This window comes from Streptomyces sp. ALI-76-A, assembly GCF_030287445.1.
GTDB lineage: Bacteria > Actinomycetota > Actinomycetes > Streptomycetales > Streptomycetaceae > Streptomyces.
The window spans coordinates 6,284,605-6,308,699 of the sequence record NZ_JASVWB010000002.1 but is presented as its reverse complement, the minus strand read 5'-3'; the positions used below and the strand labels follow the sequence as shown (position 1 = coordinate 6,308,699).

General features: G+C 71.6%; 15 protein-coding genes. 5 read left to right on the top strand and 10 right to left on the bottom strand.

What is annotated here, in order from left to right; translation table 11 throughout:
• Positions 1-83: 83 nt before the first annotated feature.
• Positions 84-2,015 (bottom strand): acyl-CoA dehydrogenase family protein, encoded by a 1,932-nt coding sequence (locus QQS16_RS29305; protein ID WP_286065050.1) that lies wholly within the window; start codon positions 2,013-2,015, stop codon positions 84-86.
• 740 nt (positions 2,016-2,755) lie between these two features.
• Here QQS16_RS29305 and QQS16_RS29300 point away from each other — a divergent pair.
• Positions 2,756-3,772, top strand: a complete 1,017-nt coding sequence (locus QQS16_RS29300; RefSeq protein WP_286065049.1) for a LacI family DNA-binding transcriptional regulator — start codon at positions 2,756-2,758, stop codon at positions 3,770-3,772.
• A 115-nt stretch (positions 3,773-3,887) separates the two neighbouring features.
• On the top strand, positions 3,888-5,948 hold the full coding sequence (locus QQS16_RS29295; RefSeq protein WP_286065048.1) for a glycoside hydrolase family 31 protein: 2,061 nt from the start codon (positions 3,888-3,890) through the stop codon (positions 5,946-5,948).
• Between the two features lie 31 nt (positions 5,949-5,979).
• Here QQS16_RS29295 and QQS16_RS29290 read toward each other — a convergent pair whose 3' ends face one another.
• Complete coding sequence (locus QQS16_RS29290) at positions 5,980-6,903, bottom strand: LLM class F420-dependent oxidoreductase (protein ID WP_286065047.1); 924 nt, start codon at positions 6,901-6,903, stop codon at positions 5,980-5,982.
• 4 nt (positions 6,904-6,907) lie between these two features.
• Positions 6,908-7,657: an ABC transporter ATP-binding protein gene (locus tag QQS16_RS29285; RefSeq protein ID WP_286065046.1), complete on the bottom strand. Its 750-nt coding sequence runs from the start codon at positions 7,655-7,657 to the stop codon at positions 6,908-6,910.
• A gap of 163 nt (positions 7,658-7,820) precedes the next feature.
• Between QQS16_RS29285 and QQS16_RS29280 the strand changes: the two genes are divergently transcribed.
• A complete protein-coding gene (locus QQS16_RS29280) occupies positions 7,821-8,861 on the top strand; it encodes an ABC transporter substrate-binding protein (protein WP_286065045.1) in 1,041 nt (346 codons plus the stop codon).
• Positions 8,862-8,865: 4 nt separating this feature from the next.
• A complete protein-coding gene (locus QQS16_RS29275) occupies positions 8,866-9,651 on the top strand; it encodes an ABC transporter permease (protein ID WP_286065044.1) in 786 nt (261 codons plus the stop codon).
• A gap of 41 nt (positions 9,652-9,692) precedes the next feature.
• Here QQS16_RS29275 and QQS16_RS29270 read toward each other — a convergent pair whose 3' ends face one another.
• The 7 genes from QQS16_RS29270 to QQS16_RS29240 all read right to left on the bottom strand — a co-directional run bounded on the left by QQS16_RS29270 (position 9,693) and on the right by QQS16_RS29240 (position 20,773).
• Positions 9,693-10,406 (bottom strand): glycoside hydrolase family 12 protein, encoded by a 714-nt coding sequence (locus tag QQS16_RS29270; protein WP_286065043.1) that lies wholly within the window; start codon positions 10,404-10,406, stop codon positions 9,693-9,695.
• Between the two features lie 42 nt (positions 10,407-10,448).
• Entirely contained in the window at positions 10,449-12,734 is a 2,286-nt protein-coding gene (locus QQS16_RS29265) for a glycosyl hydrolase family 95 catalytic domain-containing protein (protein ID WP_286065042.1), read from the bottom strand.
• Positions 12,731-14,698: a beta-galactosidase gene (locus tag QQS16_RS29260; RefSeq protein ID WP_286065041.1), complete on the bottom strand. Its 1,968-nt coding sequence runs from the start codon at positions 14,696-14,698 to the stop codon at positions 12,731-12,733. Before QQS16_RS29260 ends, QQS16_RS29265 begins: the two co-directional genes overlap by 4 nt.
• Positions 14,698-16,908 (bottom strand): WD40/YVTN/BNR-like repeat-containing protein, encoded by a 2,211-nt coding sequence (locus QQS16_RS29255; RefSeq protein ID WP_286065040.1) that lies wholly within the window; start codon positions 16,906-16,908, stop codon positions 14,698-14,700. The genes QQS16_RS29260 and QQS16_RS29255 overlap by 1 nt, the downstream gene beginning before the upstream one ends.
• A gap of 130 nt (positions 16,909-17,038) precedes the next feature.
• Positions 17,039-17,989, bottom strand: a complete 951-nt coding sequence (locus QQS16_RS29250) for a carbohydrate ABC transporter permease (protein ID WP_286065039.1) — start codon at positions 17,987-17,989, stop codon at positions 17,039-17,041.
• Positions 17,986-19,080, bottom strand: a complete 1,095-nt coding sequence (locus tag QQS16_RS29245) for an ABC transporter permease (protein WP_286065038.1) — start codon at positions 19,078-19,080, stop codon at positions 17,986-17,988. The genes QQS16_RS29250 and QQS16_RS29245 overlap by 4 nt, the downstream gene beginning before the upstream one ends.
• A gap of 4 nt (positions 19,081-19,084) precedes the next feature.
• On the bottom strand, positions 19,085-20,773 hold the full coding sequence (locus QQS16_RS29240; protein ID WP_286065037.1) for a type 2 periplasmic-binding domain-containing protein: 1,689 nt from the start codon (positions 20,771-20,773) through the stop codon (positions 19,085-19,087).
• Between the two features lie 403 nt (positions 20,774-21,176).
• Between QQS16_RS29240 and QQS16_RS29235 the strand changes: the two genes are divergently transcribed.
• Positions 21,177-24,014, top strand: a complete 2,838-nt coding sequence (locus QQS16_RS29235; protein ID WP_286065036.1) for a glycoside hydrolase family 3 C-terminal domain-containing protein — start codon at positions 21,177-21,179, stop codon at positions 24,012-24,014.
• The last annotated feature ends 81 nt before the right edge of the window (positions 24,015-24,095 follow it).

The following is a 24,095-nucleotide window of genomic DNA, read 5'->3' as shown; positions in this document are numbered from 1 at the left end:
TTGCCGTAAGGACGCGGTGTGCGGACAGCGCGTCCCCCGGGTCCCCCGCACGGGGGCCGAGGGGACGCGCCGGCCCGGACCGGTCAGCGGATCGGGCGGTGCACGTTCTCCTTCGTGCTCGGTCCCGGTGTCGCGTCCGCGATCCACGGTCCCTCGCCCGACGGGTCGACGACGCCCTCCTCCAGCCACGCGTAGGTGCCCGACAGGACGCCCTTGACGACCGTGCGGTCCAGGTCGTCGGTGTTCGTCCACAGCCGGCCGAAGAGCTCCTCGACGCGGATGCGGGACTGGCGGCAGAAGACGTCCGCCAGTTGGTAGGCCTCGCGGCCGTGGTCCTCCGTGGAGCGCAGGAGTTCGGCGCGGACGCAGGCCGCGCTCATCGCGAACAGTTCGGCGCCGATGTCGACGATCCGGCCCAGGAAGCCCTGCTTGGTCTCCATCCGGCCCTGCCAGCGGGACATGGCGTAGAAGGTGGAGCGGGCGAGCTTGCGGGCGGTGCGTTCGACGTACCGCAGGTGCGGCGAGAGGTCGACCTCATGCTTGAACTCGCTGTAGGAGTTCGGGAGTTGACCCGGACCCGCGACCAGCTTGGGCAGCCACCTGGCGTAGAAGGCGCCGGCCTGGGCGCCCGCCTTCGCCTTGTCGGACAGGGACTTCTCGGGGTCGATCAGGTCGCCCGCGACCGACAGGTGGGCGTCGACCGCCTCGCGGGCGATCAGCAGGTGCATGATCTCGGTGGAGCCCTCGAAGATGCGGTTGATGCGCAGGTCCCGCAGGATCTGCTCGGCGGGGACCGCGCGCTCGCCGCGGGCCGCCAGCGACTCGGCCGTCTCGAAGCCGCGCCCACCCCTGATCTGGACCAGTTCGTCCGCCATCAGACAGGCCATCTCGGAGCCGTACAGCTTGGCGAGGGCGGCCTCGATGCGGATGTCGTTGCGGTCCTCGTCCGCCATCTGGGACGCCAGGTCCAGCACGGCCTCCAGGGCGAAGGTCGTGGCCGCGATGAAGCTGATCTTCGAGCCGACCGCCTCGTGGAACGCGACCGGCTTGCCCCACTGCTCCCGGGCCGCCGACCACTCCCGGGCGATCTTCAGGCACCACTTGCCGGCGCCGACACACATGGCGGGCAGCGAGAGCCGGCCGGTGTTGAGGGTGGTGAGGGCGATCTTGAGCCCCGCGCCCTCCGGGCCGATGCGGTTCGCGGCGGGCACGCGGACCTGGTGGAAGCGGGTGACGCCGTTCTCCAGGCCGCGCAGGCCCATGAAGGCGTTGCGGTTCTCGACGGTGATGCCCTCGGAGCCGGCCTCGACGACGAACGCGGTGATGCCGCCCTTGTGGCCCTCGGTCCTCGGCACGCGGGCCATGACGACGAGCAGGTCGGCGACCACGCCGTTGGTGGTCCACAGCTTGACCCCGTCGAGGACGTAGTCGTCGCCGTCGGGGACGGCGGTGGTGGCCAGGCGGGCGGGGTCGGAACCCACGTCCGGTTCGGTCAGCAGGAACGCGGAGATGTCCGTGCGGGCGAGCCGGGGCAGGAAGGTCTCCTTCTGCTCCTGGGTGCCGAAGATCTTCAGCGGCTGCGGTACGCCGATCGACTGGTGGGCGGACAGCAGCGCGCCGAGCGCCGGGTTCGCGGAGCCGACCAGGGCGAGGGCCTTGTTGTAGTAGACCTGCGTGAGGCCCAGGCCGCCGTACTTGGTGTCGATCTTCATGCCGAGGGCGCCGAGTTCCTTGAGCCCGTCGATCGTCTCGTCCGGGATCCGTGCCTCGCGCTCGATCCGCGCGGAGTCGATCTTCGTCTCGCAGAAGTCGCGCAGTTTGGCGAGGAACTCCTCGCCGCGCTGGGCGTCCTCGTCGGGCGGCATGGGGTGGGGGTGGATGAGGTCGAGCCGGAAGCGGCCGAGGAACAGTTCCTTGGCGAAGCTGGGCTTGCGCCAGTCCTGCTCCCGGGCGGCCTCCGCCACCTCGCGTGCTTCACGCTCGGTGACGGTGGGTTGGGTGGGTGGTGCGGACATGGAGGCTCACCTCGCCGCGAATCGGGATCTTGGGGGCCGTATGGTTACCGACGGGTGCTACCCGATCGTATGTACCCGATCCGGGCCCGCCCCACCACCCCTCGCGCGCCGTTCGGCCGAGGCCGGCGCGGGACGAGGACGGGTCCGGGCGGCCCGCCCGCCGGGGACTTCGGCGCCCGATGTGAACGCCAGGGGCGTGCGCGGCGCCGCTCGGCGGCTTGCGCCGGACGGGTGCCTCGGTGAGGCCCGGTGAGCCTCGCTGCCCCGCGGGAGAACCTCCCGCCGGCCGCCTTCGCACGCAGGCGGCCTTCTGCCCGCCGTCGTCTTCCGCGCGCGGGCCCCCTTCCCCGTTCCGTCGTCTTCCGCGCGCGGGTGCCTTTTCCCTTCCCGTTCCGTCGCCTCCCGCGTGCGGGTGCCTGCCCATCCGTCTTTCGCGTGCGGGTGCCTTTCCCTTCCCGTTCCGTCGCCTCCCGCGCGCGGGTGTCCCTCCCCGTTCCGTGGTCCGCCGCGGCCGGGCGTGGTAGGCAGGAGCCTCCGCGCCGGTAGCGCCGGGCGGCGCCCGGCCGGCCGCGGCCTCCCCCGGGCCTCACGCCCGCGCGAGGCCCGTCCGGAACTCCGTGTCGAAGCGCTTCGACAACCTATGGACACCCACCCCCGGTGGAGCTACTGTCGAACCACCCTCACCCGCCTTTGTTCCCACCGCGCACTGTCGAAGCGCTTCACAAAACTTGGAGAGCTGGATGGTCACCCTCGCCGAGGTCGCCCAGCACGCCGGAGTATCGGCGAGCACGGTGAGCTATGTCCTCAGTGGCAAGCGGTCCATCTCGACGACCACCCGGCAGCGGGTCGAGCAGAGCATCCGTGAACTCGGCTACCACCCGAACGCGGGCGCCCGCGCCCTGGCCAGCAGCAAGTCGAACATCATCGCGCTGATGATCCCGCTGCGCACCGACATGTACGTGCCGGTGATGATGGAGATCGCCATCGCGGTGGCCACCACGGCCCGCACCCACGGGTACGACGTCCTGCTGCTCACCGGCGAGGAGGGTCCCGACGCCGTCCGCCGCGTCACCGGCAGCGGGCTCGCCGACGCGATGATCCTGATGGACGTCGAACTCGACGACGAACGGCTGCCGTTGCTGCGCGGCACCGACCAGCCCTCGGTGCTCATCGGGCTGCCCGCCGACACCACCGGGCTGACCTGCGTGGACCTCGACTTCAAGGCGACCGGCGCGCTGTGCGTGGAGCATCTGGCGAAGCTCGGGCACCGTGACATCGCTGTCATCGGCGAGGCCCCGGCCGTCTACGAACGGCACACCGGCTTCGCCGAACGCACCCTCGACGGACTGCGCTCCCGAGCCCAGGAGCTGGGCGTACGGCTGCTGCACCGGCCGTGCGAGGGCGGGTACGACGCGATGGCCGTCACGTTCGCCCGCGTGCTCGACGAACGCCCGGGCACCACCGGGTTCGTGGTGCAGAACGAGTCGGCCGTCGAGCCGCTGCTCGCCCTGCTGCGCCAGCAGGGCCGGGCCGTGCCCGAGGACGTGTCGGTCGTGGCGATCTGCCCCGACCAGGTCGCCGTCCAGGCCTCGGTGCGGCTGACGTCCGTCGCCATCCCCGCCCAGGAGATGGGCCGGCACGCCGTGGAGCGTCTGGTCGCCAAGCTGGACGGCCACGGACCCGACGAAGTCGTGCTCATCGCCCCCGAGTTGACGGTACGGACCAGCACCGGGCCCGCCCCGGTCGCCGCCTCCTGACCGCTGACCCGCGGCCCCGCTGTTCCCTTCACCTGTTCCCTTCACCCGCGTTCCTCCCGCACGCCGCCCCCGCCAGGGCACCGCCATGCCCGCACTCCTTCAAGGAGCACTCGCCGTGAACCAGCCTGCCGAAGCCCAGCCCCTGGCCGGGGAACAGCCCCAGGTCAGCCTCGCGCAGTCGTCACCCACCGTCGGCACCTTCCGCGAGCGGGACGGCGCGCTGGAGTGGAGCGGACGCCAGGAGACCGTGCGCATCGAGCCGTGGGGCCCGGACGCGGTCCGGGTCCGGGCCCGGCTCGGCGGTCCCCTCCTGGAGGGGCTGCCGGGCGCGCTGCTCGACGAGGCGCCCGCCACCGAGTCGACCGTGAAGATCGAGGGCGGGCAGGGATCCCTGACCGTCGGCACGCTGACCGTCGAGGTCAGCGCGGAGGGCCTGCTCCGCTTCCTGCGCACCCATGACGGCACGGAGATCCTCGCCGAGGACCGCGCCCACTTCTGGTGGCCGGGCTCACGCCTGTACACCGCCGTCGGCAACGGCCACCACCGCCTGGAGCAGCGGTTCGCCGCCTACGACGACGAGAAGCTGTACGGCCTCGGCCAGCACCAGCACGGCCGGCTGGACCAGAAGGGCCTGGTCCTGGACCTGGTCCAGCGCAACGCCGAGGTCGGCATCCCGGTCCTGACCTCCAGCCGCGGCTACACGCTGCTGTGGAACAACCCGGCGATCGGCCGGGTGGAGCTGGCCGGCAACGGCACCCGCTGGGTGGCGGACTCGGCCCGCCAGATCGACTACTGGATCACCGCGGGCGCCCCGGCCGACGCCCAGCGCCACTACAGCGCGGTCACCGGCCGCACCCCGATGCTCCCGGAGTGGGCCGCGGGCTTCTGGCAGTGCAAGCTGCGCTACCGCACCCAGGACGAACTCCTCGGCGTGGCCCGGGAGTACAAGCGGCGCGGGCTGCCCCTCGACGTGATCGTCTGCGACTTCTTCCACTGGACGCACCTGGGCGACTGGAAGTTCGACCTGTCGGAGTGGCCCGACCCGGCGGCGATGGTCCGCGAACTGGAGGAGCTCGGCGTCAAGCTGGTGGTGAGCGTGTGGCCGTCGGTGTCCCCGCTGAGCGAGAACCACCAACTGATGGAGCAGCGCGGCTACTTCATCGGCACCCAGTACGGTCCGATGGCGCACGCCGACTGGCCGGACAAGGAGGTCGCCTCCACCGTCCAGGTCGCCTTCTACGACGCCACCAACCCCGAGGCCCGCGACTTCCTCTGGTCGCGGGTGAAGCGGAACTACCTGGAGCCGTACGGCATCACGGCGTTCTGGCTGGACGCCTGCGAGCCGGAGCTGAAGCCGGGCTTCTCGGAGAACCTGCGCTACTGGGCGGGTCCGGGCCTGGAGGTCGGCAACATGTACCCCGCCGAGAACGCCCGCACCTTCTACGAGGGCCTGCTGGCGACCGGTGAGGAGGAGATCATCTCCCTCAACCGCTCGGCGTGGGCGGGCAGTCAGCGCTACGGCGCCGCCCTGTGGTCCGGCGACATCGGCACGGACTTCCCGACCCTGCGCCGCCAGATCGCGGCCGGCCTCAACACGGCCCTGTCGGGCATCCCGTGGTGGAACACGGACATCGGCGGCTTCCACGGCGGTGACCCGGACGACCCGGCGTACCGCGAGGTGATGGTCCGCTGGTTCCAGTTCGGGGCGCTGTCCCCGCTGATGCGGCTGCACGGCTTCCGCGACCCGGGCATGCCGCTGGGCCCGGAGATGACCGGCGGCCCGAACGAGGTGTGGTCCTACGGCGAGGAGGCCGGCGCGATCCTGGAGCGGTACCTGCGGCTGCGCGAGCGCCTGAAGCCGTACGTCCTTCGGGTCATGCGCGAGGCCCACGAGGAGGGTCTGCCGGTCATGCGCCCGCTGTTCCTGGAGTTCCCCGGGGACCAGGCGGCCTGGTCGGTCGACGACGCCTACCTGTTCGGCCGGGACCTGCTGGTCGCGCCCGTGCTCACGGCGGGCGCGACGGCCCGCACGACGTACCTTCCGGCGGGCGCGGCCTGGACGGACGCGTGGACCGGTGAGACGTACGCGGGCGGTACGGCCGTGACGGTGGACGCGCCGCTGGACCGCATCCCGCTGTTCCTGCGGGACGGGGCCCGGCTGCCCGTCGCCGAGTAGCGCGGCGGCGCCAAAGCCCCTGCCGGGGCTGTCAGGGCAGCTGCGGGGCGACCTCGGCCGCCAGCAGGTCCAGGTGGTCGAGGTCGGCCAGGTCGCGCAGCCGGATGTACGCGCGGGTCGCGCCGAGGCCGGCGTACGCGCCGATCAGGTCCACGATCTGTGCCGGAGAGCCGTACAGCGGCTCCTCCGGCGGCAGCCGGGACTTCTCGTGCAGCAGGGCGAGACGGCGGGTGACGTCCGCCTCGGTGCGGCCGCAGGCGACGGCCAGGCTGATCGACAGGACGAGGGGCGGGCGGTCGTCCGGCCGGGCCGCCGTCACCCGGGCGAAGCGGTCGGCGCTCAGCGCGGGCGGGGTGAAGGGCAGGTTGAACTCGTCCGCGTGGGCGGCGGCCAGGGCCGGGGTGCGGCGGGGGCCGCGACCGCCCACGATGACCGGGGGCCGGGGGCGCTGCACGGGTTTGGGCAGAGCGGGCGAGTCGGTCAGCCGGTAGTGGTGGCCCTCGTACGTGAAGTGCTCACCGGGCGGCGTGGTCCACAGGCCGGTGATCACCCGCAGCTGTTCGGCCAGCCGGTCGAAGCGCTCGCCGGGCGGCGGGAAGGGGATGCCGTAGGCGCTGTGGTCCAGCGGGTACCAGCCCGCGCCGAGCCCGAGCTCGACCCGGCCGCCGCTCATGGCGTCCACCTGGGCGGCGACGACCGCCAGCGGTCCGGGGTGGCGGAAGGTCGCCGAGGACATCAGGGTGCCCAGCCGGATTGTGGAGGTCTCCCGGGCGAGTCCGGCCAGGGTGGTCCAGGCGTCGGTGGGGCCGGGCAGACCGTCGCCGTGGTGCATCGGGTGGTAGTGGTCGGCGACGAAGAAGCCGGTGAAGCCGCAGCTCTCGGCGTGCCGGGCGGCGCGCAGCAGTTCGGCGTAGGCGGCGCCGCGGTACGGCTCGGTGAACACGCGCAGCTCCATCGCCTCACGCCCCCGTCCGGCCGGCCAGCAGCAGTTCGTGCAGTTCCGCGCGACAGCGGGCCAGGGCGGCGACGTGCGTGTCACGGCCGAGCGAGCGGGGCCTGGGTACGGGGACCTCCAGGACGGTGCGGACCCGGCCCGGACGCGGGCTGAGCACCACGACACGGTCGGCGAGCAGGACGGCCTCCTCGATGGAGTGGGTGACGAGGACGACGGTGGCGCCGCGCTCCATGTGCACGCGTTGCAGGACCTCGCACAGCTCCTCGCGGGTGAGCGCGTCCAGCGCCGAGAACGGCTCGTCCATGAGCATCACGCGCGGCCGCTGCATCAGCGACCGGCACAGCGCCACCCGCTGCTGCATGCCGCCGGACAGTTCGTGCGGGAGCCGGGTGTGGAACGTGGCGTCCAGTCCCGCCTCCAGCAGCAACCGCCGGGCCTCCTTGCGGTGTTCGGGAGTGGGGCGGCCGTGGACGACGACCGGCAGGAGGACGTTGTCCAGGGCCGAGCGCCAGGGCAGCAGCGCCGGGCGCTGGAAGAGGATGGCCACGTCCCGGCGCGGTCCGCACACCGCCTCGCCCGCGATCGCGACCTCGCCGGCGGAGGGCGGGAGCAGACCGGCGACCACGCGGAGCAGGGTGGACTTGCCGCAGCCGGAGCGGCCCAGGACGGCCGTGAACTCGCCTTCCCCGACGTCCAGATCGATGCCGCGCAGGGCCTCGACGGTTCCTCTGCGTCCGTCGTAGCTCTTGGACATGGAGCGCACTCGGATCACGGGCTCCCCCATCACCGGGCCGTCGGCGGTATCGCCGAGGATAGGGCGCGGCAGGCCCCGGACAACCGGACCGGCCATTGTTTGTTACATGCCAAGAGCCGTCCCGGTCTCGACAACTCCCGCACCGACGGCTCCACTTGATGCCATGAGACGGATACCGCGCTTACCCGCCGCGCTCCTCGCCGTCGTCCTGACGGCGGCGCTCGCCTCGTCCTGCGGATCCGGAGACGACTCCGGCGGAGACGGCGGCTCCTCCTCGGGCGGCCCCGCGCCGGACCGGGTCACCTACCTCACCGGATTCGGCACCTTCGGCCGCGAGGCCTACGCGTACGTAGCCCAGGACAAGGGCTGGTTCGAGGACGCGGGCGTGGACGTCACGATCGAACCGGGGCAGGGCAGCGGCTCCTCCCTCGCCGCGCTGGTCGGCGGCCGGGTGCAGTTCGCGCCGATCGACCTCAGCAGCACCATCATCCAGCTCGGCGGCGGCAGGATCTCCGGCGTCACCGCGGTCGCGGCCATCCACCAGACCACGGACGCCGCCGTGATGGCCCTGGCCGACAGCGGCGTCGAGAAACCGGCCGACCTGGAGGGCAGGAAGGTGGCGGACCCGGCGGGCTCGGTCATCGGCGCCCTCTTCCCGGCGTACGCGAAACTTGCCGGCTTCGACGCCGACAAGGTGGACTGGGTCAACCTGGAGCCCCAGCAGCTGGGCGTCAACCTGGCCTCCGGCTCGGTCGACGCGGTCGGGCAGTACCGCGTGGGTCGGCCCAACATCGAGAACGCCGTGCGGGGCAAGGAGGTCGTCGTCCTGCCCTTCGGCACGTACCTGTCCGAGAGCTACGGCGCGGCCGTCACCACCACCACGAAGATCGCCACCGAGGACCCCGACCTGGTCCGGCGCTTCACGACCGCGCTGCTCAAGGGCATGCGGTACGCGATCGACCACCCTCGGGAGGCCGCGAAACTGATGCACGACAAGCATCCGACGGTCGACGAGAAGACGGCCGCCGCCGAGATCGGGCTCGTCGGCACCGCCGTACGGCCGGCCGAGGACGGCGCCCCGATCGGCACCATGGAGCGCGACCGCGTGGCCGGCGCGATCAGGACGCTGGTGGACGCCGGAGCCGTACGGCCGGGACTGGAGCCGGAGCAACTGGTCTCCTTCGACCTGGTGCCGAAGTCCTGACCGGGTGAAGGAGGCGAACGGTCCGATCGGACGTCTCACCGCGGCCGGCTGGCCGGTGCTCGGCCTGGCGGCGGCCGTCGGTGGCTGGGCCCTGGTGGTGGGCGTCTTCGACGTGCCCGAGATCATCGCGCCCTCCCCCGCCGACGTCCTGGCCGCCTTCCGGCGCGTCCCCGGCTATCTCCTGGGCGAGGCGCTGACCACCCTCACCGTCGTCGTGCTGGGCTTCACCGTGTCCGTGGTGGCGGGCCTGCTGATCGGGGTGGCGATCGCGGCCTCACGGATCGTGGAGCTGATGTTCGCTCCGCTCCTGGTGGCCTTCAACGCGGTGCCCAAGGTGGCTCTGGCGCCCCTGCTGGTGGTCTGGATGGGCTTCGGGCAGCAGCCCAAGGTGGTCATGGCGCTGCTGGTCTGCTTCTTCCCCATCGTCCTGTCGGTCGCCGAGGGGCTCACGTCGACGCCGGTGGAGCTTGTGGAGCTCGCCCGCTCGCTGCGTACGTCCCGGACCCGGACCTTCCTGAGGTTCCGTTTCCCGAGCGCGCTGCCGCAGATCTTCGTCGGCCTGAAGGTCGCGATGCCGCTGGCCGCGGTCGGCGCGGTGATCGGCGAGTTCAGCGCCGGCGACGAGGGCCTCGGCTTCGTCATCCAGCAGTCAGGGGCGAACGCGGACACGCCCCTGGCCTTCGCCGCCATCGGGCTGCTGGGGTTGCTGAGTGTGGCGTTGTTCTACGCGCTGGTCCTGGCGGAGCGGCTGCTGCTGCCGTGGGTGCGGGAGACCACGGCCGCGCGGTAGGGGCCGGCTCCGCGGAGGTGCGGAGCCGGCCCGGTCGCCGGTCAGCTGCTGCTGACCGTCAGGTTGTTGGTGGTGAAGTTCAGCCCGCCGGACGACGAGGTGATCTCGTAGCCGAACTGGACGTCACCGATGGTCTCGTTGCCCATCCAGCCCTTGGTGTCCTTGATCCACCTGAGGATCGGCAGGATGTTCACGGTGCCGGAGGTCGAGTTCGAGGTGCGGATGAACGAGAAGACCTCGTTGGCGCCGTTGCTGCCCTTGTAGACGGTCCAGGAGTGGCCGCCGAGCGTCACGTTGCCCTGCGAGGTGCCGAGCGGGCCGACGGGTCCGGTCTTGTTGACCCAGAGCATGATCTCGTAGTCGTAGTCGGTGTCCCAGATGTCGTACGACGTGTTGTACGCGCCGGACGACGGGACCGAGACGTTGTAGCTGCTGGAGAGCGAGCCCAGCGAGGTGATCGTCTTGTTGATCACCTTCTTGGAGTTGGGGTAGGACTTGATGCCGCCGGTGTTGGGGTGGTCGGCCCAGGTGCCCCAGTTGGTACCGGAGTTGGCCCAGGTGCACTGGCTGCCGGCGCCGGAGCCCCAGATGTTGTTGTAGAGCGTGTAGCCGTTGAGGCTGGTGTTGCCCCACTGGTCGCAGGTGTTCCAGACGGCGGCGGAGGCGGGGGCGGAGGCGAGGCCGACGGTGATGCCGAGGGCCGTCGCGGGGGCCAGTGCGGCCATGGTGATCTTGCGCAGTGTGCTCTGAGCCATGGTGTCCCTTTCCATGGGTGGGGGGAGATGCGGGGGGAGTGGTCACGTCCTCAGCGTGAGGACGTGGTCTTCTCCGGCGACGAGGTCCAGCACTCGTGCGCCGGAGGAAGTCCGGAGTTCGACGCGGTGGGTACGCGTGGGGCGCAGCACCGCGGTCGCTTCGTGGGGGCTCCAGGTGAGGTCCAGTTCCGCGCCGAACCGGGTCCGGACGCCGAGGAGCCGGCCGCTCGGGCAGGCCGTCGGCAGCGCGGGCAGCAGGACCAGCCGGTCGGGGGTCGACTGCACGAGCATCTCGATGAGCACGGCGGGCAGGGCGTGCGCGGCGTCCGCGTTGTAGACGTTCCGGTCCGGGTAGTGCGCGCTCATCAGGGAGGCGTGGAAGAAGTCGCCCTTGAGGACCTGGCCGAGGGCGTGCGCGACCCGTTCGGCGTCGCGCAGCCGGGCGGCGACGAGGGCGTGGTGCAGGTGCCCGTGGGCGGAGTCGTTCTCGGCGCCCCGCAGTTCGAGCGCCCGGTGGGCGGCCGTGGCGAGGTCCGGGGTGTCGTACGGGGTGATCTCGTCCAGCGGCCAGACGCCGTAGAGGTGGCTGAGGTGGCGGTGGTCGTAGGTGTCGTCGAGGCCGGGCCGGGCCCACTCGGCGAGGGCGCCGTCGGCGTTGATCCGGTGGGGCGGGAGGCGGTCGGCGAGCGCCCGCCAGCCGTCGGCCCGGTCCGGGTGGTAGGCGGCGGCGGTGCGCAGGGCGTGACGGGCGGCCGAGAGGTCCATGGCCGCGTCGACCGCGCCCCAACTGGCGTTCGCCGGGCGGTTCTCGGGCGAGTAGGAGGGGACGACGACCAGGTGGCCGTGCTCGTCGGTGCGGGTGAGGAAGTCCTCGTAGAACAGGGCCACCTGGGCGAGGGCGTGGGCGGTGCGCGGGTCCTGTTCCCCGCGGGTCTCGTCGTGGTCGACGAGGGGCTTGAGCAGCCAGTCGGCGCCCGCGGTCCACAGGTGGAGCGGGTACTCGCGGCTGAAGTGGTAGGTGAAGCCGGACTCGCCGTCGGTGTGGGTGGGCGCGACGACGCCTCGGGCCCCGAAGACGGCGCGGGCGTTCTCGGCCCAGTCGCCGAGCTGACGATGGATCAGTGCCGCCTGTGCCGCGGTGACTTCGGGGAGGGCGGCGGCCGCGGCCGAGGCGGTCTGGAGATTGAGGTTGGCGTCGGTGGTGAACGCGCCCGACCAGGCCGTGTTCCAGTCTCCGGTCCACAGGCCGACGAGGCGGGGCGGCAGCATGCCGCTGGCGGAGAGCAGGTGGTAGCGGCCGGCGGCGAAGAGCCGTTCCAGGAGGGCGGGGCTCTCCGGCCGACCCAGCAACTCCGAGCCCGGCAGGGTGCGTTCGGCCGCGTCGGCGTCCAGGTCGAGGGTCACCCGCTCGTACGCCGTGCGGTGCCGCGCGATGTGGTCGGCCAGGAGGCGGGCGTACGGGTCCTCGCCGGCCGGGATCAGGTCGCCGAGTGCACGGGCGTGGGCGAGGGCGTCCGGCTCGGCGGCGGTCGGTGGGCCGGCGGTCAGCGTGTCGGCGTTCGGTACGGCGGCGCCGGACGCGTCGGCGGTCCACGCGCCCGGGTTCGGCGCGCCAGGATGGCGCAGGACGCGGGTGAGGAGCAGCACGGAGTCGGCGCCGGTGATCCGCAGCCCGGGGGGTGTGAGGGTGGTCCGGCCGCCCGTCACCGCGATCAGCGTCACGCCGGTGTACGCGCGGTCGCTGCCGGGGTAGCGGACGCGCAGGGTGAGCAGGGCGCCGTCCGGGGTGAGGACGGCGCCCTGGCCGACCGCCAGGCCGTGCGGAGCGCCGGGGAGCCGGTGGTCGAGACAGACGTCCAGGTCGGGGGTGTCGATCCGCTGGACGACGACGTCCTCGGCGCGGGAGACGAAGACCCGGCTGCGCCATCCCGGGCACTCGGCCGTCGCCTCGCCGGTGGTGAAGTCGACGGAACGGCGGTAGGTGCGGGGTTCGCGGTCCGGTGCCGGCCTGCGCAGCCGTATCTGGAAGGCGGGATGGAAGGGCTGGACCCACTGGAGGTCGCGGCCGTCGGTGAAGGTCTCGGCCGCGGTCAGCTCTCCGGCCAGCAACCGGTCCTGAAGGGCGGGGAGTTCGGCGGCGAGTTCGGGCGGGCGGGCGTGTTCGCCGCCGTTGGGGCGGACCAGGGTGTGGTGGGTGACGATGACCCGCTCGTCGTCCGGATCACCGAACGCGAGGGTGCCGTGGCGGCCGTTGCCGCTCAGGTAGGCGTCCTCCCAGCGGGCGGCGGGGCGTGGTTCCCAGGTGCCGTGGACGGGTCCGGTGTTCATGACGTCAGCACCGCCACGCCGTAGCGGCCGAGGGTGATCTCGTCCGTCACCGTCGCGTCCGTCAGGAGGTCCCGGTGGGTGCCGGGGACCTCGACCGTCACCGACTCGCGCCCGTGGTGGAGGAGGAACAGCAGGTCACCGCGGCGGACCGCCTCGACCTGGGCGGGCAGCGCGTCGAGCACCGGCCGGGCACCCGCGTCGGCGGCGATCCGGGCGAGCAGGTCGCGCATCGCCTGCGGCTCGGGGAGAGTCGAGAGGTACCAGGCGCGGCCCTTGCGGAGCACGGCGGGCAGGCCGTCGAGCTCGCCGCTCTTGTACGCGGCCACCGCCTCGGCGTCCTCGGACTTCTCGATCTCCTCCGACCACAGGGTGCCGCGGAAGCCGTCGCACTCGGCGTGCTCGTCCGCGTCCAGCGGCCACCACTCGTGCAGGGTGCGGATGCCGACCAGCTCGCGCAGCCGGGCGTCCATGCCGCCGGGGCGTACCCGGTCGTCCTCGTCGGCGATGCCGGTGAGGAAGCCGCAGACCAGGGTGCCGCCGCCCCGGACGTACCCGAGGAGGTTGTCGATCGCCGCGTCGGTGAGGGCGTACAGCTGGGGGACGACGACCAGCCGGTAGGCGCTCAGGTCGTGCTCGGGGTGGGCGAAGTCGGTGGTGAGGTGGGCCTCCCACAGGGCGCGGTGCCAGGCCCGGAGCAGGTCGGGGTGGTCGACGTGCGTGGACGGACGGCCGTCCTGGGCGCCGGCCCACCAGGCGTGCCAGTCGTGCAGGATGGCGATGTCGTGGGCGGTGTGGCTGCCCGCGACCCGCCCGCCGATCCGCGCGAGGTCGGCACCGAGCCGCTTGACCTCCTGGTACGTCCGGCCTTCCGCCCCCGCGTGGCTGACCATCCCGGAGTGGAACTTCTCCGCGCCCTGCCGGGACTGGCGCCACTGGAAGTAGCAGACGGCGTCCGCGCCCCGGGCCACGGCCTGGAGGGACCAGAGGCGGTTGAGGCCGCGCGGCTTGGGGTGGTTCACGCCCCGCCAGTTGACCGGACCGGCCGCCTGTTCCATCAGCATCCACGGGCCGCGCGCCTGGGAGCGGGTCATGTCCTGCACGAGGGCGCCGTGCTGCGCGCCGAGCGGGTCGCGCGGGTCGGGGTAGAGGTCGACCGAGACGACGTCCTCCTCCTCGGCCCAGCGCCAGGCGTCCTGGCCGGCCCACAGCGGCATGAAGTTGGTGGTGACGGGGAGGTGCGGGGTGGCCCGGCGGACGATGTCCCGCTCGGCGGTGTAGCACTCCAGGAGCATGTCGGAGGTGAACCGCTTGAAGTCCAGCACCTGGCCGGGGTTCTTCAGGTAGTGCGCGTGGCGGGGCGTGTGGATCTCGGCCCAGTCGCCGTAGCCCTGGCTCCAGAAGGCGGTGCCCCAGGCGGTGTTGAGGGCGTCGAGCGTGCCGTACCTGTCCTGGAGCCAGCGGCGGAAGCGGGCGGCGGCCTGGTCGCTCCAGTCGTAGGTGCAGTACTCGTTGTTGATGTGCCACAGGGTGAGGGCCGGGTGGGTGCCGTAGCGGGCGGCGAGGTCCTCGGTGATCGCGGCGGCGTAACGCCGGTAGGTGGCGCTGGAGTGCGAGAAGTGCTGGCGTCCGCCCCACCACTCGGTGCGGCCGTCCTGGTCGACGGGCAGGGTGTCGGGGTGCAGGTGCCCCATCCACGGCGGGGGCGAGGCGGTGGGGGTGGCGAGGACGACCCCGACGCCGTGCTCGTGCATCAGGTCCATCAGCCGGTCCAGCCAGCCGAACTCCCGTGCTCCTGGGCTCGGTTCGAGCTTCGCCCAGGAGAAGACGCCGACGGTGACGGAGTTGACGCCGGCGTCCTTCATCAGGCCGACGTCCTCGTGCCAGGTCTCCTCGGGCCACTGCTCGGGGTTGTAGTCGCCGCCGTAGAGGAGGCGGCCACGGGTCGTGTCGTGCAGCGAGGGCATCAGACGGGCTCCCCGTACTGGATCCCGCGCCCGTTGGTGGCGAGATACACACGGCCGTACACGCGCGGGTCGCCGGTGATGACCTCGCCGGTCCAGCCCCACTGATGGGCGTCGTCGTTGATCCGCACCCAGGTCTTCGCCCCGTCGTCGGAGCGGTAGACGGCCGTGATGGTCTCGGTGGAGCCGACCTGGTAGACGGCGGGGTACCGCGCCCCGTCGGCCGCCTTGCCGAAGCCGAGGGTGTACGAGGCCCGGCAGCTGTCGACCTTCGCGAAGGTGACCCCGCCGTCGGTGGACCGGTACAGCCCGTTCCCCTTGGCGCTCAGCCACAGGTCACCGGACCTGCCCGGAGCCGCGACCACCTTGAACTGGCTGTCCCCCGAGGGCAGTCCGGTCGCCCGCGCGGTGAAGGTGCGGCCGCTGTCGGTGCTGGCGAGCAGCGTTCCCGCCTCGGTGTCGTACGCGTAGAAGAGCGCCGGGTCGGCCGGGTCGGCGACCGGGGTGGCGCCCTTCGGGAAGGAGGAGACCTCGGACCAGGTGGCGCCGTTGTCCGCCGAGCGGTGGGCCGCGTACCTGGTGCCGTCCCAGTGCACGAAGGACCACAGCAGCACACTGCCGTCGGCGTTGGTGGCGATCGGCCCCGGCGCGTCCTTGGCGATGGCGGGCTGGGCCGCGAAGGGCGCCCAGGTCTGCCCGCCGTCGCGCGAGAAGGCGCCGTTGCCGTGGTCGCCCCAGCCGGCGCGGACGACGTACGCCGGTCTGCGGGCGGCCTGCGCGAGGCCCGTCGCCGACCCGAAGACGGGGTTCGTCGCCATGCCGCGCGACGGGGACGCCGTGAGCCGCTCGTGGTACATCACGCCGATGTCCCCGAGTCCGCTGAGCAGATGCGCCTTCCCGGTCGGGGGCGAGATCAGCTGGCGCACGGCCGTCTCCTCCAGGCCGCGGATCTGCGGGGCCCACTTCTTCAGGTCCCGGGTGCCGTAGAGAGTGGCGCCGGTGCCGTAGACGACGTGCTTGGAGTCGAACGGGTCGACGCCGACCGCCTGGATCCACCAGCCGAACTTGGGCTGGTCGCCGCCCCACTTGAGGAAGGGCGTCTCGGACACGTCGAACACGGCGGTGTCCTTGAGGGACGTCCAGGTGCGGCCGCCGTCGGTGGTCCGGTACAGGGTGTCGACCGCCGCCCAGCGGTTGTTGGTGGAGACGACCACGGTGCCGGGGCGGCGGGCGTCGACGGCGACCCCGCCGTAGCCGAAGGTGTCGGCGGAGCCGTCGCTCGTCGTCCCGCCCGGCTTCGCCGGCGTGACCTCGGTCCACTTCCCGTCCGTGACGCGCAGCTTGTGCACGCTGCCGTCCGACTGCCCGTTGGGACCGGGGGCGTTGGCGTACGAGACGTACAGCTCGCGGGTGTGCCGGTCGTACCCGGCGCGGATCGGGACCTTGGCGGCGGTGCCGGAGGGCTGTCCGGGGACGGCTTCCCAGGCGGTGCCGTCGGTGGTGCGGTACAGGTTGGCGGCCGTCCCGTCCGAGTCGCCCCACCCGGCGTACAGGGCGCGGCCGGCGGCGACCAGGAGGGTGACGCCCTGGCCGGTGTCCACGGGCGCGGCGGGGAAGCTCACCGCGTTCCACGTGGCACCCCGGTCGGTGGACTTGAGCAGCCCGTCGTGCCGGGTGCCCAGCCACAGGGTGTCGCTGTCGCGCGGGTCCACCAGCAGCCGCTCTCCCGTGCCCCGGCCGTCCTCGTTGGCGCCGAGCTTCACCGCCAGGTCGGTACGGGTCCAGGTGGCGCCCCGGTCCTCGGAGCGCAGCACGGCGCCGTTGCCGGCCCAGGGCTGGGAATAGGTGCCGAGGGCGAGGTAGACCCGGTCGGGGTGGGCGGGGTCGACGGCCATCGCCTCGACGCCGAGCAGGTTCCAGTCGTCCCAGCCGAGGTGATCGGTCAGCGGGGTCCAGCGGGCGGCCCGGTCGTCCCAGCGGTAGGCACCGCCGATGTCGGTCCGGGCGTAGGCGAGACCGCGTACGGACGGATGGAACAGCACACCGGTGACGAACCCGGTACCGCCGATGACGGCGGTGCGCCAGCGGTAGGCGGGGGCGGCGGCGGTCTCGGCGCCGTACGCCCGCCCCTGGCCTACGGGAATCGCGGTGAGCGCGGCGGCGGCCGCGGTTCCCACGAGAACGGCACGCCGACTCAGGTTGGACGCACGCATGACAGACCTCGATCTGCGAGAAAGGGGAAGTGGAGAAACCTGAAGGGGCGCGGGGAACTGCGCGACCGGCCACCGACGGCCCGCAGTCGCCGGAGCACCCGAAGCACCCCTTTGAGAAGGCGCCGAACGGTCAGCCCTTCACCGCACCCGTGAGCATGCCCTTCTTGAAGTGCCGCTGGACGAAGGGCGAGACGACGGCGACGGGAAGCAGCGCCAGCACCATGACCGCCATCTGGACGCCGAGCGCGGACAGCTGGCCCGTCTTGATGGCCTGGCTCATGCCGACCGGAGGCTCCTGCTTCTGGACGAGCTGGATCATGACGTTCTGCAGCGGCATCATGTCCTGGTCGCTCAGGTAGAGCGACGCGTTGAACCAGGCGCTCCAGTAGCCGACGGCGTAGAAGAGCGTGATCACCGCGATGACGGCGCGGGAGAGCGGCATCACGATCTGCCAGAGGATCCGCCAGTCCCCCGCCCCGTCGATCCGCGCGCTGTCGGTGAGTTCGGGCGAGATGCCCATGAAGAACGCCCGCAGCACCAGGATGTTGAAGACGCTGATCGCGCTCGGCAGGATCAGCGCGAGGTAGGTGTCCGTCAGCCCCAGCGACTGCACCAGCAGATACGTGGGGATGAGACCGGCGCCGAAGAACATGGTGGCGAGCAGGGTCATCAGGAACCAGCGGTGGCCGACCGACCCGATGCGGGAGAGCCCGTACGCCGCGAGGACGGACACCGTCATCGAGAACGCGGTGCCGGCGAGCGTGACGCCCAGGCTGACGAGGGTGGCGCGGGTGACCTGTCCGCCGCTCAGCAGCTCCTGGTAGGCGATGAAGGTGATCTCCTTGGGGATCACCACCAGACCGCCGGCCTCGCTGATGGTCTGCTTCGAGGACAGACTGGTGACGACGACGATCCACAGCGGGAACAGGACGGCTAGGCAGGCGAAGGCCAGGACGATGCCCTTGCCCGCGAGCCCGGCCGGGTTGGGCTTCTCCTCCCAGACGGGCCGCGGCGGGGCGGCCCAGCGTCCGGGAGCCCTCGGGGCGGGGGCCTTCGGCCGTTCCTCGGTGACAGCGCTCACTTCTTGTACACCCCCTGCTCGCCCATGAGATGGGCGACCTTGTTCGCGGCGAGGACGAGGCCGAGACTGACCACGCCCTTGATCAGGCCCGCCGCGGCCGCGTAACTGAAGTCCTGGTTGCGGACGCCGTTCCACCACACGTAGGTGTCGAGGACTTCCGCCGCGCCCGGTCCCACCGCGTCTCTCTGCAGCAGGATCTGTTCGAAGCCGACCGTGAGCGCGTCACCGACGCGCAGCACCAGGAGCAGGGCGATGACCGGTCGCAGCGCGGGCAGCGTGACGTGCCACATCCGGCGCCACCGGCCGGCCCCGTCCATCGCCGAGGCCTCGTACAGATCGGGGCTGACGGAGGCCAGCGCCGCGAGGAAGACGATGATGCCCCAGCCCGCGTCCTTCCAGACGCCCTCCGCCGTCACCAGGAACTTGAAGATCCCCGGGTCGGTCATCAGGTCGAAGCCCTCGTAGCCGTGCTGGCGCAGGGTCTGCGCGATGATGCCGGCGCCGCCGAAGATCTGCTGGAAGACGGTGATGACCAGCACCCAGGAGAAGAAGTGCGGCAGGTAGAGGATCGCCTGCGACACCGCCCGCACCCGGGGCCTGATCACGCTGTTGATGAGCAGCGCGAGCAGGATCGGGACCGGGAAGAAGAGCACCAGCTGGAGCGAGAACAGGACGAAGGTGTTCTCGACCGCGTCCCAGAACGCCGAGTCCTCGAAGATCCGCGAGAACTGCTCGAAGCCGACCCAGGGGCTGTGGAAGATCGCGACGAAGCCGTTGTCGCTGACGTACGGGTCGTACTCCTGGAAGGCGACGACGTTGCCCAGGATCGGTATGTAGTTGAAGACCAGGACCAGCAGGACGGCCGGCAGGGTCATCAGGATCAGCGTGCGGTCCCGCCTGAGGCGGGTCCTGAGGGTGCCGCCGTTCGCGGCCTTCTTCAGGGCCTTCTTCTCGGCCTTGGAGACCCCGGGGGACTTGGCGGGCTCGGCCGCCTTGGTGGGCCTGCCCCCTTCGGAGGGTTCGGCGGCGCCGTCCGTCGTGGACGACGGCGCGGTGCGCGCGGCGGCGCCCGGAGTGGTGCTGTGTGCCACTTCGTCACCCCTGCGCGGATCCGTTGTCGTCCAGCAGCTTCTGGTACCAGTCCCGCAGCTTGTCGCCGCCCTGGCTCTTCCAGTCCGACACCGCCTGCTGCATGTCGCTGATCTTCTTGCGGCCGCGGACGATGTCGTCCTCCAGCTGCTCGAAGTCGTTGGAAAGGTTGGTGTAGCGGGCGGGCTCGGTGACCTGCATCCCGAAGAAGGGGGTCTTCTTGGTGAAGGCGCCCATCCGCTGCTGCCACTCCACCTGTTCCTTCGCGATGTCCGGGAAGTCGGGGTGCGCGATGGTCGGGGCAGGGCTGGCGAGCATGACGAAGGCGTTCAGGACCTCCTGGTTGCCCTTGTCGTTCTTGGTGGGAACGCCGTCCTTGAGGGTGTAGTGCGTGCCCTCCACCCCGTAGTTGGTGAGCATGTACTCCTTGGTGCCGTACGGGGCCGCGGTGACGTTCGCGGCGGCCAGCACGTCCTGGATCTTGGCCTTCGACGCCTTCTTGTTGACGAAGGCGAAGATGCCCGCGGGCGATCCGGCGAACAGCTGGGGATCGCTGCCGTCATGGCCGAAGATGTCCATACCGCTGATGCGGAATTCCTTGTTCTGGCTGGACTGTTCGGCCATCTTGCCCCACCAGTCCGCGATGTTCCCGTTGTACATCAGGACCTGGCCGTCGGTGAAGCGCTGGCCCGCGTTGCCCTGGTTCTGCGCCTTGGTGTCGGGATGGACGACGCCCGCGGCGTAGAGCTTCCGCGTCCACTCCAGCGCTTCGAGGTATTCGTCGGTCTCGACGCGGTAGATCAGCTTGCCGTCGACCACGTTCCAGCCGAGCGGCTTCTCGGCGCCGCCCAGCGCACCGAAGATGTTGAATGCGGACCACTTCATGTCGTCGCAGGCCCACACCTTCGCCCGGGCGTTGGTGATCTCCTTGGCGAGGGCCAGGAACTCGTCTGCGGAGGTGGGGAGTTCGTACCCCTCCTTGTCGAAGACGTCCTTGCGGTAGAAGGGCACGGTGGCCGGGGTCGTGGGCGCGGGCATCGGCAGCCCGCGCAGCTTGCCGCCGAAGATGGAGTACTGCCAGGCGTCGGTCGGGATGGCCGCGAGGTTCGGGTACTCCTTGACCTTGTCGCCCGAGAGGTACGGGCCGAGGTCGGCCATCTTGCTGATGATGGCGCTGGGTATCTTGCCGCCCATGTTCCAGCTGGGGATCACCACGACGTCCGGCATGTCACTGGAGGCGAGGACCGCGCCCAGCTTCTCGTCGTACGTGTTGCCGTCCTGGTTCTGCCAGACGATGTCGGCGCCGATCAACCCGTTCATCGTCGTGTAGTAGGGATTGCCGCTCTTCGGCGGCGTTCCCCAGAACGGCGACATGATCTTGATGGTGCTGCCCTTGCCGAGCTTCTGGGGCACCGAGGTCTTCAGGTCGGCCAGAGACAGCTCGCTGGTGAAGCCGGCGGCGGAGCCGTTCTTCGACGGGATGTCCGGCGTCACCACGTTCTGCGCCACGAAGGCGGGAAGGATCTTCTTCGCGTTCTTGCCCGCGGTCGTGCCCTCCTTGGAGCCGCCGTCGGACCCCCCGCACGCGGCAAGAAGCGGCATCCCGCCCGCCACCGCGGCGGTGGCGACCGCCGTGGAGGCGAGGAAGCTTCTCCGGCTCGGGGCGGAGGAGGCGGAAGCGGCGTTCGGCGTCATTGCGTCAACCCTTCATGGCGCACCAGGACACCCGGCGGTGGGCCGTCGGCTGCGGTGTCTTGTGTGGAACTGGCTGAGCTGGAACTGGCTGGGCTGAAGCGGTTCTCTGATCCCCGAAGGGCTGCGTACCGTCGTCGGGAGCAGTCCTCATGATCGAGGGAGTCGAAGTAGTCGAAGCGCTTCGATGTTGCTGCGAGGTTAAGTGAACACCCAGGGGCGCACAAGGGTCGTTCCCAAGATTCCTCCGAGGTGCGGCGGATCGGACCGGTCTCTTACGCGACTTGACATACCGGTCGGGAGTCCGAGTTGTTGCCGGGGAGTGTCTTGACACCCACCCCCGGGTCGAATGAGCATCGAAGCGCTTCGAAAGCGCTTCGTCGCTCCATTGCAAGGGGATCCCCACGTGACCGCACAAACGCCGCCTACGCCGCCTTTCCGCGATCCGCGCCTGTCGTTCGCGAAGCGCATCGACGATCTGCTGTCGCGGCTGACCCTCGACGAGAAGGCCGGCTTCCTGCACCAGTTCACCCCCGCGGTGGAGCGGCTCGGCATCGCCGCGTTCCGCACCGGCCAGGAGGCGCTGCACGGCGTGGCGTGGATGGGCCCGGCCACGGTGTTCCCGCAGGCCGTGGGCCTCGGCGCGACCTGGAACACCGAGCTGGTCCGCCGGGTGGGCGAGGCCGTGTCCCAGGAGACCCGCGCGATGCGCGCCCGCGACGAGCGCGTGGGCCTCAACATCTGGGCGCCGACGGTGAACCTGCTCCGGCACCCGCTGTGGGGCCGTAACGAGGAGGGCTACGCGGAGGACCCGAAGCTCACCTCGGCCATCGCCACCGCGTACACGCGCGGACTGCGCGGCGACCACCCGACGTACTGGCGCACCGCGCCGGTCCTCAAGCACTGGCTCGCGCACAACAACGAGACGGACCGGGACACCTCGTCGAGCTCGGTCCGCCCGCGCGTGCTGCACGAGTACGACCTGCGGGCCTTCCGGGAGACGGTCGAGGCGGGCGCGACGGCGGGCGTGATGCCGGCCTACAACCTGGTCAACGGCCGCCCGAACCACGTCTCGCCCTATCTGCGCGAGCACCTGCGCACCTGGACCGGCGAGGACCTGCTGGTCTGCTCGGACGCGGGCGCGCCCTCCAACCTGGTGGACTCCGAGCACTACTTCGACACCCACGAGGAGGCCACCGCCGCCGCGCTCCTCGCCGGCGTCGACAGCTTCACCGACCACGGCACGGACAGTTCGCGGATCGTCGCTCGCGTCCGGGGCGCCCTGGACCAGGGCCTGCTGACCGAGGCCGACGTCGACACCGCCGTGCGCCGCCAGCTCTCGGTGCGCTTCCGGCTCGGCGAGTTCGACCCGCACGACGACCCGTACGCCGGCACCCGGGACTTCGACACCCCGGCGCACCGCGCGCTCGCCCAGGAGGCCGCCGAGCAGGCGATCGTCCTGCTCAAGAACGACGGCGTGCTGCCGCTGGCCCCGGACACCCGGATCGCCGTGGTCGGACTGCTCGCCGACGAGTGCAAGCTCGACTGGTACAGCGGCACGCTCCTGCACCGCTCGACCCCGCTGGAGGGACTGTACGAGCGGTTCGGCGCGCAGCGCGTGGAGTTCGCGGAGGGCGTGGACCGGGTCCTGCTCAGGACCCTTGCGGGTACGTTCCTGCACGTCCCGGAGGCGGCGGACACGGCCGACGAGGTGCGCGGCGCCGAGGGCGCCCTGGACCCGGCCCTGCTCGCGGGCCGCACCGACCTGCCGCCGCTCACCACGGACGCCACCGGCACCGAGCTGGCGCTCGTCGACTGGGGCGGGGGCGTGCTGACGCTGCGCGCACCGGACGGCCGCTACCTCTCGGTCGCCGAGGACGGCCGCCTCCGCGCCTCCGCCGACCAGCCCGGTGGCTGGGTCGTCCAGGAGACGTTCCGCCTGGAGCCGCACGGGAACGGACACCTCCTCCGGCACGTCGGTACGGATCGCCACGTCACGGTCGCCGCCGACGGGGTAAAGGTTGCCGACGGGAACCCCGAGACGTTCGAGCTGGTCGTCGTCGAACGCGGCGAGGACGTGGTGGCCCGGGTCGCCGCCCAGGCCGACGTGGTGCTGGTGGTCGCGGGCAACGACCCGCACATCAACGGCCGCGAGACCGAGGACCGCGCCACCCTGCGCCTGCCCGCCCAGCAGGAGCGGCTGCTGCGTGCCGCCCGCGCCGCCAACCCGGCCACCGTGCTCGCGCTGACCTCCTCCTATCCGTACGCCGTCGACACCACCGGCCTCAGCGCGGCGCTCTGGACGGCCCACGGCGGCCAGGCGGCCGGCACCGCGCTGGCCCGGGTCCTGGCCGGGGACGTCTCCCCCGCCGGCCGCCTCCCGCAGACCTGGTACGCCGACGACGCCGACCTGCCCGACCTCCTCGACTACGACGTCATCGGCAGCCGTCAGACCTACCTCTACTTCGAGGGCACGCCCCTGTTCCCGTTCGGGCACGGCCTGTCGTACGCGTCCTTCTCGTACGGCGGTCTCGCGGCGCGGGCCGGCGACAGGACCCTGCACGTCTCCTTCACGGTCACCAACACCGGTGACGTGACGGCCGACGAGGTCGCCCAGCTCTACACGCGCGCGGTGGATCCGACGGTCCCGCGCCCGCGCCGCGAGCTGGTGGCCCACCGCCGGGTGACGCTCGCGCCGGGCGAGCGGGCGGACCTGGCCTTCGACGTGCCGCTGTCCGCGCTGGAGTTCTGGGATGTGGCGCAGGGCAGGTGGCGCCTGGAGGCGGGCCTCTACGACGTGCTGGCCGGCGCCTCCAGCGAGGACATCCGGCTGCGGACGACCGTGCCGCTCGACGGCGAGGCCGCCACCGCGCGTGCCGTTCTCGAACGCGGCCTGGACGCGGCCGGCTTCGACGAGCAGAGCGGCGTCGACATCGTCGACCGTACGAAGGCGGCGGGCGACGCGGTGACGGCGGTGACCGGGCGCACCGGTGAACTGGTCTACCGGACCTGTGACTTCGGCGGCGGAGCGACCCGGGTGGCTGTGTCGGTGGCGGGCGAGGGCACGGTCGAGATCTCCCTCGACGGCGGCCCGGCACTGGCGGTGCTCACGGCGGAGGCGTCCGGCTCCGGCCCGTACGACTACACCACGCTCGGCGCCGACCTGGCCGTCGAGGGCGTGCACGACGTGCACCTCAGGCTGCGCGGCTCGCTGCGCCTCGCGCACGTCGGCTTCTCCGGTTGAGGGTCCGGACGAGCCGGCGCAGAGAAGGGGCCCGGCACCGGAAGGCATCGGTGCCGGGCCCCTTCGGGGAGCCTATCTGAA